The following is a 10,849-nucleotide window of genomic DNA, read 5'->3' on the forward strand; positions in this document are numbered from 1 at the left end:
GAGGCCGACATCAGCCGCTTCAAACGGGTGATCGGGAACGGGCTGCAATCGCGCACCGATCATCGGCGAGCGACCGAGGTTACGATTGCGGTGAACGCACTTAACTGGATGCTCGAGTTCGGACGTCCAGAGTACGTCCGCCTCCCGTAACAGCACAGCCAAATGGCCGGACCTCAACTGTCTGCTGACCCATGCAACAAAGTCGTTGATGGTCATATTACCGTCGATTTAACGCGCCTTTTTACAACTTATGCTTGCACGGCATACAGAGGTTCGGTCAGGCTAGCTCCATGGAGAGCGGATATAAAATCTTGGAAAGACCAAGCTTAGAACCAAGTTATGTTTACGAAGAGCCTGGCATCGCGTATTTAGCCATCCACTCGGTCGAACGGGTCTTGGTAGTGTTCACAGTAGAACTCGGTACAAAAGTCATCGGCCTGGATCAATTCAATTCAGCCCGCGCCTACTGCGATCTTGGTCTATTTATTGACAAGCAAGGCGTCGAAATCCGTCTGACGAATGCGGCTATCCGCGTCCCTATGCCCCGTCATTGTCAGAACATCTGTGTGTCACGCCTCAATCAGGCTGCACGCTTGGCGCTTAGAACCGGGGCGGTCAGCAACATCAAATTTATCCCAATGCCAGTTCCTTCAATGGCGGCATGGCGAGGAGCTGGAAGCTAGCCTAACATAGGTTTTGCGGGGCTTCCGAGATCGTCTTTATGGGCCGATTGTTATCGAGCTGGAAGCCGGGTTACCGCATGACTTACGACTCTATCCGTGACCTTGCCTACCAAATCTGGGGAGGACGACGGCCGTCCTAATGGTAAGGAACATGATCACTGGCAGGAGGCGGAACGGCGATTGGCTCAGCCTGTGGAGAAGGCCAAAACGGTCGCCACTGAGAAGCCAGCGCCGGCTACAGCAGCCAAACCTATTGCCAAGAAGGCGGTAGCTGCCGAGCCGACGGTGGCTACACCGACACCAGCACCGAAGAAGAGAGCGGCAAAAACTAGCATTACAGTTGCCTTCTTTTCTTGAAGCAAGATCGTTGTGCGCTGGCCTGATGTGCTCTGCGCCATACAGACCAGGCTATGACATAAGCAGGCTGAATGCGGCGTTGGGCCAAACGCGTGGCGACGCGTCGGATTTCTTGGATTGACCAGTCGACGAGAGGCGGCCCGCATGACCCATGCGACGTATGGTTTGTGAGGAAGGCAATAGATTAGCGCGGTGGCGGATGGTGGCCATCATTGCAAATGCCAAGATCACCAAGGACACATGCCGGTGCCAACCGTGCCACGAGCGGCTCTCGTTATGGTCCAGCCCGAGCTCGTTTTTAGCGGTCTCAAAGCTATCCTCGATAGCCCAGCGGTGATCTTCAATGGCAGCCAACATTTTGATGTTGGTCCCAACGGGGCACCAGGTGCTGAAGAACGAGTATTCGCCGTCGGCAATGCTACGTCGTATGAGCAAACCGCGCGTCCAAACACCGCTGATCCCGTAAGACTCGCCCTTAGGGTCGGCCAATTTGAGATAGGCCCAGTCGAAAAGCCGCGGGCCTTTCGTGCCTTGGCCTGCGGACAGGCGCTGCCATGCAGCGGGTGCAAGATCCTCCGCGATCTGCTGTGCCGTCCCGGCAATCAGCGGCTTATTGATCCAGGAGTTGTACGGTTGGTTCGCATGAGTGCCGAGCACGTATCCCTTGCCCGCATGCCGCAACGCCATTTCAATATCGCCAACCCCATATACGGTATCGGCAGCAACCCACTTAAACGGTACTCCCGCAGTGATCGCGCGCTCGATCATCACGGCTGCTAATTGTGGCTTGGTAGCAAAGCTAGTGTGCACCGGCACATGGGCCGCGGCCAAACGCGTAGGATCGTTGGTCCAGGCTTTTGGTAAATACAGCGCGCGATCGATAAACGCATGGCATTATTTGAAACGATTTGGCCAATTGCAAGCCGCAATCAGGGTCTGGACACGAGGAAAGCTTTGCTGCCATGCAAACCGCACAGTGTGACTAAATTGTGCCGCATCCCCCATTTGGGGGATGGAACCTTCGGGTCTGCAAGAGAGGCTTCGTCACCAAATCAATGCGGCCATTAGGTTAAATGGTCATGAATTTCGTGGAGCTGCGGGAATGTCTGGGCTTCCTTGAGGCAGTGCAAATACTCAATCACATTGTTGCTGGCGACCTGCCGCACCCGGTCAACGGCTTCATCGCGTCAGACAACAGAGCACACTGGCACCGTCCAGCAGTCGACATCGCGCTCATGGCTCTCACCAACCTGCGGCGACCAAGCCGTCGTGCCATACCGGAATGGACGCAAGGCGTCAGCTTTAGCAGGGCTTAAGGCCTCGCCTCGCAGCTCTGCCCTATGAGCGTGGCGACCAATGTCCTACGATGACACCCGCCGGCGAACTATCACACGGCGGCTCTGCATTGCCGCGTTTGGTTTGAGCGGTGCGGTGCTGGTGACATGGACCATCTGGCTCGCCAAAAATCTCGCCTCAATGACGCTGGGTGATTGGCAGCTTTATGTACCTCTTGCTGTCTGCGCCCTGGCGGGGTTTGTCGTGGACGTTTGGCGGCAGGCGAGGCGCTAGGCGGCGGCCCTACATCCGTCGATCGCCTGCCCACATCTGCCCGATCCAGTGGAACTTGAACCGCGCTGCCTGCGGGCCTGTGTCAAATACCAGGTCGTGACATTCGGCATCCGGCGGCGGTTTTGCCCCCTTGCGCACACCCCGTGGTTGCCACTCCCAGCCTTTCAGGTGCTCGTCCAGCCAGAGCAGCACCTCGGCTAGGTTGGACGCCTCAGTGACCTCGGGAGCGTCCATGTGGGCGGCCGTGTAGGGTGTCTTCACGCGGTGGGGCACGGGCCAACCTTTAGCGCCAAAGCGGTTCGCATAACCACTCAACGATCGACGTTATCAGTCTATCTGTCCATCCATCTAGACGGACGTCTATCTATTCAGGGGGATAAATTGTGTCGAAGCAGTGCAGCAAAATATCCTGCATTGAGTGCCCGGTTGCGCGGCTGATCTCTTCAAGGCGTTGGCGCCGTTCGGGGCCCGGTCGTATCGTGAGGGCGGCATAGCCGTTCTTCGCTTTCGGCTGCAGCACGCCCAGGCGCTGCTCTGGCAATGCTGCCGGGATCATGGGCGTCACGTTGGAGCTAGTAGCTGGCTCATTGACTGCCCCGGCTGTGACATCGGGCCTGGGAGACGCGGAGCCTTTGCTGGGAAAGGCGATTTCAAGCGGTGGGCGCGGCTTGCTTGGCATTGCGGCTCTCAATTCCAATCTTTTGGGCGATGTAAGTCCAAAGGGCGGCGATTTCTGCTGCGGCCTTCCCTAACGGGTCCATCTCGGGCCCGGTCCGTCCGTCCGTCATGGCTCCGGCATAGTCCGTCCTATCTGCGACATGTATGGGCGCGACAGTGCCATGCTGCGACAGGAGGATTGCCGTCTCCGCGGTCAGCTTCACACGCGGTTTGACCGCGTTGACGATGAAGATCATCCGCTTGGCGGCCTCTTCAATCAAATCAACCGTCGCAGACACCGCTCGAAGGTCGTTTGGGCTCGCCCTCACCGGGACGATTACGATGTCGGCGACTTGGATCACCGCCGAGATTGCCTCACTGACCTGAGGAGGTGTGTCGATGAAGGCGATGGCAAAGCCACGCTCCTCTAAAGCTGCGAGGGTTCCACGCAGCTCGCCCATAGCTGCCTCAACAAAAACGGGGGTATCCGCCTCCCGCGCATTCCACCAGCCAGCCAATCCACCCTGGGGATCAGTGTCCAGCATCACGACTGGTCCATGCCCACGACGCACAGCTTCTACAGCCAGGGCGGAGGCAATGGTGGTTGTACCAGCGCCGCCCTTACGACTGGCCACAGCGATTGTTCACATCAATCTTTCTGTCCATCCATCAGTCCATCTAGACTAAGGGATGGCTAGCTGTCTATGGCGTCACTCTGCCGCATCGCGTGGCAAATAGCCTTTTGCGCGAAGCCAGTCCGTCAAAACCTTCTCAACCATCGAAGACACCGAGCGAGTGTCTTCGCGTGCAGCTTTCTCCAAAGCGAGTTTTACCTCCGGTGGCAATCGCACTCCAAGAGATGGCGACTTTCCCATGACGACATTTACCTACATTGACGTTGACATTGCGACAACGACATTGTAGGTAAAGCGGCGACAAGGAGCAAGTCATGCGCACCTACAGCTACAGCAGCCGCAATCCACTGGCAGCCCACAACCTCCTCCGCTCCCTGCCGCTATTCGCCGCCGCCCCGGCTTCCCTCCGTCCGGCCCGCACGCCGCTGGAGCTGGCCCTATGGGAGCTAAACCGGGCTATGCCCGACGTCAGCAGCGCCGAACGTCAATATCAGTATGCCCGGGACGGCCTCGGCCTAGCCAACCGTCAGCCGCGGATCTGCCGCCGCCGGTTTCAATCGCAGGCCATGACGTTCCTGAACAAGTCTCGCGCCGCTGTGCGCGCTGCCCACAAGCGCGCCGCAGCGGCCCAGGCCGCCGTCCTGGCCCTGACCATCGCCGTGGAGGCCTAGGCCCAGCGAAGACCAAACCACAGAATTGCTTGGTGCCGGGCTTCGCATAGCCGGCGCCGAGCCATCCAGCCGGGCGGCTCCCGGTTTAGTCCGGCAGTTATGCCGGGCGAGGTCGACGCGAACGGGAGGTCGAGTCCCGTCCGTGTCTGACCCTACGCAAAAGGCTTCAGCTAATGCGCAAGGCTGACAATAGAACTATCACACCGCTTCGGACGCCGCACGGTATGGCCGCCGCCATCACCCTGCTGGACGGCTTCCACCGCGCCCGTGTCGCCATCCCCGTCACGCTCCACCGACCAACCGCCAGCGGGCACGAGATTGTCGCCGGCAAGCTGCTGGGAACGATGCACGACCGCGGCAGCGTGCTTTACTACCGGGTCAGCGTGGGGGAGGGCATGTGCTACTTGGCGCCGCCGCACTGGCTAGATCCTGACAGCCAGGCCGACGTAGCGCTGGCCAGCCTGGCAACGGTGCTCGCGTGCCTGCCCAACGTCCACCCATGCCTGGCTGGCGTCCACCGAGTGCCCGTCCAACGTCCATCATGTGCCCGTCAGGCAACCACGCATGGGACGTCGAGAGACTACGTCTGGGACGTCCAACTTCCATCTGGTGGACATGAAAACAAGGCTTCCATACAACAATGCTCCACTGGTTGATGAGGAGCTGCAGATGATTGACCAAGCCGACTACTTCGGCGAGGCCGCAGCGCGTATCGCTTCATCACGCGGAATCAGCTTTGCAAGCGCGGTCGACATGGTCGAGGCTGCATGGATGCGCGATTCCTTGTGACATGAGGTCGGTTTTCGGCGCGTTGCTCGGCGGTGGCGCTGCCGGATCGTCAATCCGGTCCAGCAGTTCAGCGCCATTGTTGCGGACGCTGTTCACAGCCCGGCTGACAGGCTATAGGTGCAGGACGTCATCGGCAGCCGGCCGCATCAGCGCCATGGCATCGCCCTCTGCCTCACCCAGCCACATCGGCCACTGATCCGGCGTCAGGATCACCGGCATACGATCGTGCAGCTGGCTCATCGTGCCGTTGGCGCTGGTGGTTAGGATAGCGAAGGTGCGCATCACCTCACCATCTGGCGCCTTCCAGCCCTCCCAGATGCCTGCAAAGGTGACCGGCGCTCCGTCGACCTGGGCGATCGCGTAAGGCTGCTTGCCATCTGGAAGCGCCTTCCACTCGTAGAGTGCGTCGGCGGCCACAAGGCAACGCTGGCGGCCAGGGGGATGAGCAAGCCCCCCAGCGGCTGTCCCAACACCGGCGTTGATACCTAACAGTCAGAGGTGGGACGGCGACCACCATCGGCAACCCCAACATTTATTTGGCGGACTAACAAACTTTGGGATGCATCGGGAGTTGATAAGCCAGCATTGCATTGACGCTGATCCCACTCAGCTCCGGCGCAGGCTCTCGGAGCGTGCGCAAATGCCTGACCATCTGAAGGTCTCCAGACCTAACCCCACCAAAGCATTCTTCGACTTGGAGATGCGCCATCGGTCCGCCATTGCACAACGCTTAGGTCTCGCGGCCAAAGCCGACCCCGAGATCTCTGATCTAGAGCAGAGCAAACTTTGGGTCTCCTCGGCCCAGGAACTCGGCAAGCGCGACACATTCAATGACGCCGTATGGCGCGTTTGGGAGAATAGCGGTGGAAGTTGAGCAATCGGCCCATGCGGAGAATGGTGGTGCTTCGTCACCAACGTATCGACTCGTTTATATGAGCGAAGTCGTGCTGCCTTCTGAGAATGACGCCTATGCCACCGCTATCAACGATCTACTCAGATGGTCTCGAGACTGGAATAAGGACCACCAAATCACAGGGGCCCTGCTGTTCAGCACAGGCTACTTTGCTCAGGTGCTGGAGGGGCCCGAACCTGCTGTCAAGGCGCTCATCGGCAACATCATCTGCGACACGCGACACCGGCACCTTAGACTACTAGAATCTGGCTGGGTGCCAGAGCGTCTCTTTGGGAACTGGTCCATGGCTTACACCGATGGGACGGAACAGCTTGATCTGTCGATGATGGACATCTTGGGATTACCCAGGGTCTCGCAGGGCGCTGCAATAGTGCGACTGTTGAAACACCAAGTAATGCCCAGATACCAACCTAATAAGCCTTCAAGTCTCACCGATCTATCGCTTACAGACGCTTGACGAAGACCCAGTAGGTGTCGTCCGCCACCGCCTTCTTCATGTGCACCTTCACCCTGGTGGGGTTCATCTTGTAATCGAAGGTGTAATCGAACATCGCGTTCAGGTTGCCCGCTTTCACCCCGGCGTCGAACACGCCGCGGAATGCGGGCTTGTTGCAGCAGGGCGCGATCTCGTTGAAGAAGTTGCGGCCAATAACCGCCTCCTTTCGGCGACCGGTAATAGTGCTCTCAGTGGCGTTGTAACCAAGCACCAATCCGGCGGCATTTAATTGTATCGCACCAAACGCCAGTTGATCGATAGCAGAGGGCGTCATCAAAGCCAGGTCGTTTTCAACGTGGTCTTGGCCAAACTCGATCCGGGTCATAAGGTCCATTTTGTCACTTACTTCCTTTGCGAGCAAAGTCTTGGCGCACTACGATTAATGAAATATGAAAATCAAGTTACTATGCAGCACCGGCTAATGTATAGCTGTCAAATGTTAGTAATGGAGTTGAAGCGGATACATGACGTTTGCCACGGCGGTCTCCGATAGGACGGTTCCAACTCGGCAAGCTGGCACCTCATTTGTAAAGACACTCGAGCGTCTCCAAGGCAGATTTAAGAGCCTTCTTGGGGAAGGTACAACGGCGACTTCGGGGATCCGTTCAAACAACATGCCGAAAGCCGGCGCGGTGAGGTCCGAGACAACTTCACCGGTGGTCGGCATTTCTATTGGTGCATACATCAAGATGGCCAAACGTTGGACATCGCTAGGGCATCCTTGACCAATCGACGCTCACGGTATCAAACTTCTTAGCGCGCAGTAGAAGGATGATCGAACGTGCCGCACCTCCCGCCTGAGGTCATCCGAGCACGCTTCTTGATTGCACAGTCCCGGTTGATGGTAGAAATTGCTTGGACAAGGTGCAGCGAGCTTGAGGCCGAGAGGATCCGTTCAAATAACCTGATCATGATTGCACGGGAAATCCTCGAACCACGCGTTCAGGAACTGCTGCTTGACATGCCATTAGATGGAGCTTGGACACCGGGAGCTGGGCCGCATTCAGAGATCATCAGCACGATGCTAGATGACGGCACTCTGGTGATAGAGGAAGACCGAATGCCGGAAGATGGCGATGGACCATGGCGGGTGCGGTTGACGAAAGAAGCAATGGAAATTTTGAGTTGAGCAAGCTCACCCCGACGCTAACGCACGCCTCAGCAGCGCTCGTGAACGCGATGGTGGCCAACTATAGCGCTGAAGAACGAGCAAGCCGTGCGCGAATGATGGCAAGCACTCTAGATCAGGCCCTTGCGAGGATAGAGCGCGCTATAGCAAAAGCTCGAGGTTTACCCATACCTGCCAACGACAATCGTGCACGTGCACATCGTAGAACGCGCGAGAGACCTCTATAGTCAGGTCAGCAGATGCCGAAAGTGTTGAACCAAATGCCCAACCTCATAGGGCTTCAGCATCAGCTCGACACTCATCTCCTGCCGCCAGTCCGGCGTCGTAGCGTTGCCTAATGCCGTCGTCAGCAACATCGGGATTGTTGGATATAACACCCGCATTCGCTTGATGACGTCGCCACCCGACAAGTGCGAGGGCATGTGGTAGTCGGTCACGAGCCCTGTAAAGTGTCCAGGCCGCTCATCAAGAAGGTCTAGGGCCCGTTGGCCGTCTGGAGCAACCATTACGCTGTGACCAGATTCGGTAAGCGCATCCTCGACCAACATGGCGATGAGGAACTCGTCTTCGACAACCAGAACGCACATCCAGCCTCACCCCCAAGATGCGATTGGCTGTTCGTCGCGACCCAATGGAGCCAACATTAATTGGACGATATCGTTCCAGCGATACCCCTCAATTGATAGACGCTAACTGACACGACGGATTTTTGGACCTGCTCAATAGCTAACAACCTTCAAGTTGTCGGAGGTGAATTCCGCCAACGCTCCAACGCTGGGTCGAAATGGTGCGGATTGCTGGCCTGGATAATGTCAACGATCCGGTCAGCTTCGCCATCCTGCGGCCACACCCTCAGCACAACATCGTTGTCGGCGATGGCGTCTCTCTTCCCAGTTTGACCATCATCCGGCAGTAGGGCTTCGCGGATCTGCCCGATGAGCGATTTATCAGTGGGCTCCAAGTCGATCCGTTCAGCTCTAACTTCCAAAACGCTGATCTGGCCTTCCGAAATGCCGGCATCGATGAGCGCGAACCGCGTGGCTTCGGCGTGCTGCCGATTTGCAAAATAGGCCACTACTCGTTGCGCGCCGGTGTCGGCTTCAGGCGTGTGCAGCGGGCCATTGATCGTTGTTGGTCCTTGGGTCATGGGTGTGTCACCTTCCATCGCATCGCTGTCAGCGTGCCCGTTCGTTCGCGGGCTGGTTCTGGTTGCCGCTGACGACTGTCTGCTCCTTGCTGACATTTTCAGGCTTTGCGGGGCCAGATTTGTCAGGGTTGCCGGGCTTGGTAGGGCGTGTGCCGCCGGGGTCGACACCCTCGATGGGATCGTTGCCCGTCGTGTGGGTAGATGGGTTCACCATGGCTGCGTCTCCTTATGGCGCCCCAACGGGTGATGCCCACAGGGGTTCAATCCAATCTATGCCATGGGGCGTGCTCCGAGCTGGCGCTGCCGATCCCACCCATCTGAGCTAAATGTCGTGATTGCAGGCTGGTGAGGGACCAAAGTGGCACTGGCGCGTTCAGCATGGCTAACCACGTCTAGGAACCCCATGAGCATTTTCAGCTCGATCATGAGCAAGATCTTCCACGCAGGTGCGCCTGCGGCTGGAAGCATCGTCGACGCCATATCGCAGACCGCTCCGGAAACGGTCTCAGAAGCCGTATCCCCTTCGCCGACCACCACACCAGACACAGGATCAAAGACTGTTGACGTCGGCGTGGTCCTGTCGCAGCTGGCCTCGCAGAAAGGCGGGGGCGGCAATTACGAGAGTTCGATCGTTGATTTGCTCAAGCTGCTCGACCTGGACTCCAGCCTTGAGGCCCGCAAGGAGCTCGCGACCGAGCTAAACGTGCATGTCGGCGCAGACGGGTCAGCCGAGGAGAACGTCGCTCTCCATAAGGCCGTGGTACAGAAGCTGGAAGAAAACGGCGGCAAGGTTCCAGACAGCATGAAGGCGTAGCCCGATGGAGCGCGGGCGCCCGGCGCGTCCGTGCAGACCACCTTGCACTTTACCGGCACCCTAAGAGATATCGAGAACCAAATGTTCCGGAAGCCGTTTGGTCTACCAACACCACGCTTCATGCAAGGCGTGATAAGGAGTGAAATGCCATGCGCACCAACCTGATTATCGCCGCCGCCGCTATTCTGGCGGCTTCGTCGGCACTGCCTGCCTTTGCCCAGACGACGCCGACCGCAAATGCCACGTCGCAGGGTACGGCGACCACCACTGGCGGCAGCCAGGGTATGCCCACGCCGAAGGCCACCGGGCAGCTTTCCACCACATCCACGGGTGGCGGAATGGCTCCGTCGGCCGCGCCGACAACTGCCACCACTGGGACCACGGGGGCGTCCAGTGCTCAACCTGGCGCCCCCACCGCCGCGTCCAAGTAGCCTGGAATGGGCGGTTCGATTTGAGCCGCCCCGTCGTTAGCCGTGGCTGTTCGCACCAAGGAGACATTTGTGGACGAGAAAAGCATCAAGGGCGGGGCCGGGCCGGCTCTCGCGGCCCATAGCAAAGACGCGTCGGCACCGGGCATCAATCCAGCATCCTCTGCAACCGACGAGAATCGTCCTAAGTCTGCGACAGACGGGATGTCGGCCACGGTCGACCGAATCGCCGGTCAAGCGAGAGATGCTGCTGGCAAGGCGGCCATCTCGATTTCTACGCACGCTGACGAAGCGCAAGAGAAGCTTGCCCAGCAAGACGTGACACCCGAGCAGGCAAGGGACTTCGTTCGCGGCAAGCCGCTGACGGCACTTCTAGCAGCCCTTGGCGTGGGTATGGTTTTGGGGCTCCTAACCCCAAGACGCTGAAGATGTCAGACAGCGCCCCAGATGATTTCCGAGAGGCCATGTTGTGAGCTATGCGCAGTTACCGGGTAATCTGGTCGAAGAGGCCTGCACAAGAACGGTAGCTGATTCGGCAGACCTTTCCTCTCACAAGGAAGA

21 protein-coding genes and 1 pseudogene are annotated in these 10,849 nt (G+C 58.3%); 12 read left to right on the plus strand and 10 right to left on the minus strand.

The window, feature by feature from the left end:
- Both GSQ76_RS31965 and GSQ76_RS18670 read left to right on the plus strand, forming a co-directional pair.
- The coding region (locus GSQ76_RS31965) for a hypothetical protein (protein WP_254070508.1) at positions 1-150 on the plus strand (150 nt) is incomplete at its 5' end.
- A 140-nt stretch (positions 151-290) separates the two neighbouring features.
- Positions 291-683 (plus strand): hypothetical protein, encoded by a 393-nt coding sequence (locus GSQ76_RS18670; protein WP_158745646.1) that lies wholly within the window; start codon positions 291-293, stop codon positions 681-683.
- Positions 684-1,091: 408 nt separating this feature from the next.
- Here the strand turns inward: GSQ76_RS18670 and GSQ76_RS18680 are convergent.
- Positions 1,092-1,931: pseudogene (locus GSQ76_RS18680) on the minus strand (IS701 family transposase); the annotation flags it as partial.
- A gap of 188 nt (positions 1,932-2,119) precedes the next feature.
- Between GSQ76_RS18680 and GSQ76_RS18685 the strand changes: the two are divergent.
- Positions 2,120-2,356, plus strand: coding sequence for a hypothetical protein (locus GSQ76_RS18685; protein ID WP_158745648.1), 237 nt, complete (start codon positions 2,120-2,122; stop codon positions 2,354-2,356).
- Between the two features lie 40 nt (positions 2,357-2,396).
- Positions 2,397-2,609: a hypothetical protein gene (locus GSQ76_RS18690; RefSeq protein WP_158745649.1), complete on the plus strand. Its 213-nt coding sequence runs from the start codon at positions 2,397-2,399 to the stop codon at positions 2,607-2,609.
- A 9-nt stretch (positions 2,610-2,618) separates the two neighbouring features.
- On the opposite strand, the gene GSQ76_RS18695 is transcribed toward GSQ76_RS18690, so the two are convergent.
- From GSQ76_RS18695 to GSQ76_RS32785, 4 genes are all read right to left on the minus strand, one after another.
- The gene (locus GSQ76_RS18695) at positions 2,619-2,843 is read right to left on the minus strand and encodes a hypothetical protein (RefSeq protein WP_158745650.1); all 225 of its coding nucleotides are present in this window, start codon (positions 2,841-2,843) and stop codon (positions 2,619-2,621) included.
- A 130-nt stretch (positions 2,844-2,973) separates the two neighbouring features.
- Entirely contained in the window at positions 2,974-3,165 is a 192-nt protein-coding gene (locus GSQ76_RS18700; RefSeq protein WP_158745651.1) for a hypothetical protein, read from the minus strand.
- A 94-nt stretch (positions 3,166-3,259) separates the two neighbouring features.
- Positions 3,260-3,901, minus strand: coding sequence for a ParA family protein (locus tag GSQ76_RS18705; protein WP_158745652.1), 642 nt, complete (start codon positions 3,899-3,901; stop codon positions 3,260-3,262).
- Positions 3,902-3,976: 75 nt separating this feature from the next.
- Positions 3,977-4,141 carry an Arc family DNA-binding protein gene (locus GSQ76_RS32785; RefSeq protein ID WP_158745653.1) on the minus strand — a complete coding sequence of 55 codons (165 nt, stop codon included), beginning with the start codon at positions 4,139-4,141 and terminating at the stop codon, positions 3,977-3,979.
- Between the two features lie 74 nt (positions 4,142-4,215).
- Between GSQ76_RS32785 and GSQ76_RS18715 the strand changes: the two genes are divergently transcribed.
- On the plus strand, positions 4,216-4,572 hold the full coding sequence (locus tag GSQ76_RS18715) for a hypothetical protein (protein WP_158745654.1): 357 nt from the start codon (positions 4,216-4,218) through the stop codon (positions 4,570-4,572).
- A 224-nt stretch (positions 4,573-4,796) separates the two neighbouring features.
- Positions 4,797-5,228 (plus strand): hypothetical protein, encoded by a 432-nt coding sequence (locus tag GSQ76_RS18720; protein ID WP_158745655.1) that lies wholly within the window; start codon positions 4,797-4,799, stop codon positions 5,226-5,228.
- 244 nt (positions 5,229-5,472) lie between these two features.
- On the opposite strand, the gene GSQ76_RS18725 is transcribed toward GSQ76_RS18720, so the two are convergent.
- On the minus strand, positions 5,473-5,853 hold the full coding sequence (locus tag GSQ76_RS18725) for an SOS response-associated peptidase (protein WP_335904919.1): 381 nt from the start codon (positions 5,851-5,853) through the stop codon (positions 5,473-5,475).
- A gap of 148 nt (positions 5,854-6,001) precedes the next feature.
- On the opposite strand from GSQ76_RS18725, the gene GSQ76_RS18730 reads away from it, so the two are divergent.
- A complete protein-coding gene (locus GSQ76_RS18730) occupies positions 6,002-6,235 on the plus strand; it encodes a hypothetical protein (protein ID WP_158745657.1) in 234 nt (77 codons plus the stop codon).
- Positions 6,225-6,731 carry a BLUF domain-containing protein gene (locus GSQ76_RS18735; protein ID WP_158745658.1) on the plus strand — a complete coding sequence of 169 codons (507 nt, stop codon included), beginning with the start codon at positions 6,225-6,227 and terminating at the stop codon, positions 6,729-6,731. The genes GSQ76_RS18730 and GSQ76_RS18735 overlap by 11 nt, the downstream gene beginning before the upstream one ends.
- Here the strand turns inward: GSQ76_RS18735 and pyp are convergent.
- A complete protein-coding gene (pyp, locus tag GSQ76_RS18740) occupies positions 6,718-7,104 on the minus strand; it encodes a photoactive yellow protein (RefSeq protein ID WP_216851145.1) in 387 nt (128 codons plus the stop codon). The two genes, GSQ76_RS18735 and pyp, sit on opposite strands and share 14 nt — an antisense overlap.
- A 447-nt stretch (positions 7,105-7,551) precedes the next feature.
- Here pyp and GSQ76_RS18745 point away from each other — a divergent pair, with 447 nt between their 5' ends.
- Positions 7,552-7,899, plus strand: coding sequence for a hypothetical protein (locus tag GSQ76_RS18745; RefSeq protein ID WP_158745659.1), 348 nt, complete (start codon positions 7,552-7,554; stop codon positions 7,897-7,899).
- Positions 7,900-8,126: 227 nt separating this feature from the next.
- Here the strand turns inward: GSQ76_RS18745 and GSQ76_RS18750 are convergent, their stop codons facing one another.
- From GSQ76_RS18750 to GSQ76_RS18760, 3 genes are all read right to left on the minus strand, one after another.
- Complete coding sequence (locus GSQ76_RS18750) at positions 8,127-8,486, minus strand: response regulator (RefSeq protein ID WP_158745660.1); 360 nt, start codon at positions 8,484-8,486, stop codon at positions 8,127-8,129.
- 149 nt (positions 8,487-8,635) lie between these two features.
- Positions 8,636-9,046: a hypothetical protein gene (locus GSQ76_RS18755; protein WP_158745661.1), complete on the minus strand. Its 411-nt coding sequence runs from the start codon at positions 9,044-9,046 to the stop codon at positions 8,636-8,638.
- A 28-nt stretch (positions 9,047-9,074) separates the two neighbouring features.
- On the minus strand, positions 9,075-9,260 hold the full coding sequence (locus GSQ76_RS18760) for a hypothetical protein (RefSeq protein WP_158745662.1): 186 nt from the start codon (positions 9,258-9,260) through the stop codon (positions 9,075-9,077).
- A gap of 189 nt (positions 9,261-9,449) precedes the next feature.
- On the opposite strand from GSQ76_RS18760, the gene GSQ76_RS18765 reads away from it, so the two are divergent.
- The 3 genes from GSQ76_RS18765 to GSQ76_RS18775 all read left to right on the plus strand — a co-directional run bounded on the left by GSQ76_RS18765 (position 9,450) and on the right by GSQ76_RS18775 (position 10,714).
- Positions 9,450-9,860, plus strand: coding sequence for a DUF3597 domain-containing protein (locus GSQ76_RS18765; protein ID WP_158745663.1), 411 nt, complete (start codon positions 9,450-9,452; stop codon positions 9,858-9,860).
- A 149-nt stretch (positions 9,861-10,009) separates the two neighbouring features.
- Entirely contained in the window at positions 10,010-10,291 is a 282-nt protein-coding gene (locus tag GSQ76_RS18770; protein ID WP_158745664.1) for a hypothetical protein, read from the plus strand.
- Between the two features lie 69 nt (positions 10,292-10,360).
- Positions 10,361-10,714 (plus strand): DUF883 C-terminal domain-containing protein, encoded by a 354-nt coding sequence (locus tag GSQ76_RS18775; RefSeq protein WP_158745665.1) that lies wholly within the window; start codon positions 10,361-10,363, stop codon positions 10,712-10,714.
- Positions 10,715-10,849 lie beyond the last annotated feature (135 nt).

Source organism: Acidisphaera sp. L21 (assembly GCF_009765685.1).
Classification (GTDB): Bacteria; Pseudomonadota; Alphaproteobacteria; order Acetobacterales; family Acetobacteraceae; genus LMUY01.

Bases quoted from the DNA above. Each gene is read 5' to 3' on its own strand.
- GSQ76_RS18670 (WP_158745646.1), top strand. From the start codon at position 291: ATGGAGAGCGGATATAAAATCTTGGAAAGACCAAGCTTAGAACCAAGT.
- GSQ76_RS18685 (WP_158745648.1), top strand. From the start codon at position 2,120: ATGAATTTCGTGGAGCTGCGGGAATGTCTGGGCTTCCTTGAGGCAGTG.
- GSQ76_RS18690 (WP_158745649.1), top strand. From the start codon at position 2,397: ATGTCCTACGATGACACCCGCCGGCGAACTATCACACGGCGGCTCTGC.
- GSQ76_RS18695 (WP_158745650.1), bottom strand. From the start codon at position 2,843: ATGGACGCTCCCGAGGTCACTGAGGCGTCCAACCTAGCCGAGGTGCTG.
- GSQ76_RS18700 (WP_158745651.1), bottom strand. From the start codon at position 3,165: ATGATCCCGGCAGCATTGCCAGAGCAGCGCCTGGGCGTGCTGCAGCCG.
- GSQ76_RS32785 (WP_158745653.1), bottom strand. From the start codon at position 4,141: ATGGGAAAGTCGCCATCTCTTGGAGTGCGATTGCCACCGGAGGTAAAA.
- GSQ76_RS18715 (WP_158745654.1), top strand. From the start codon at position 4,216: ATGCGCACCTACAGCTACAGCAGCCGCAATCCACTGGCAGCCCACAAC.
- GSQ76_RS18720 (WP_158745655.1), top strand. From the start codon at position 4,797: ATGGCCGCCGCCATCACCCTGCTGGACGGCTTCCACCGCGCCCGTGTC.
- GSQ76_RS18730 (WP_158745657.1), top strand. From the start codon at position 6,002: ATGCCTGACCATCTGAAGGTCTCCAGACCTAACCCCACCAAAGCATTC.
- pyp (WP_216851145.1), bottom strand. From the start codon at position 7,104: ATGGACCTTATGACCCGGATCGAGTTTGGCCAAGACCACGTTGAAAAC.
- GSQ76_RS18750 (WP_158745660.1), bottom strand. From the start codon at position 8,486: ATGTGCGTTCTGGTTGTCGAAGACGAGTTCCTCATCGCCATGTTGGTC.
- GSQ76_RS18755 (WP_158745661.1), bottom strand. From the start codon at position 9,046: ATGACCCAAGGACCAACAACGATCAATGGCCCGCTGCACACGCCTGAA.
- GSQ76_RS18760 (WP_158745662.1), bottom strand. From the start codon at position 9,260: ATGGTGAACCCATCTACCCACACGACGGGCAACGATCCCATCGAGGGT.
- GSQ76_RS18765 (WP_158745663.1), top strand. From the start codon at position 9,450: ATGAGCATTTTCAGCTCGATCATGAGCAAGATCTTCCACGCAGGTGCG.
- GSQ76_RS18770 (WP_158745664.1), top strand. From the start codon at position 10,010: ATGCGCACCAACCTGATTATCGCCGCCGCCGCTATTCTGGCGGCTTCG.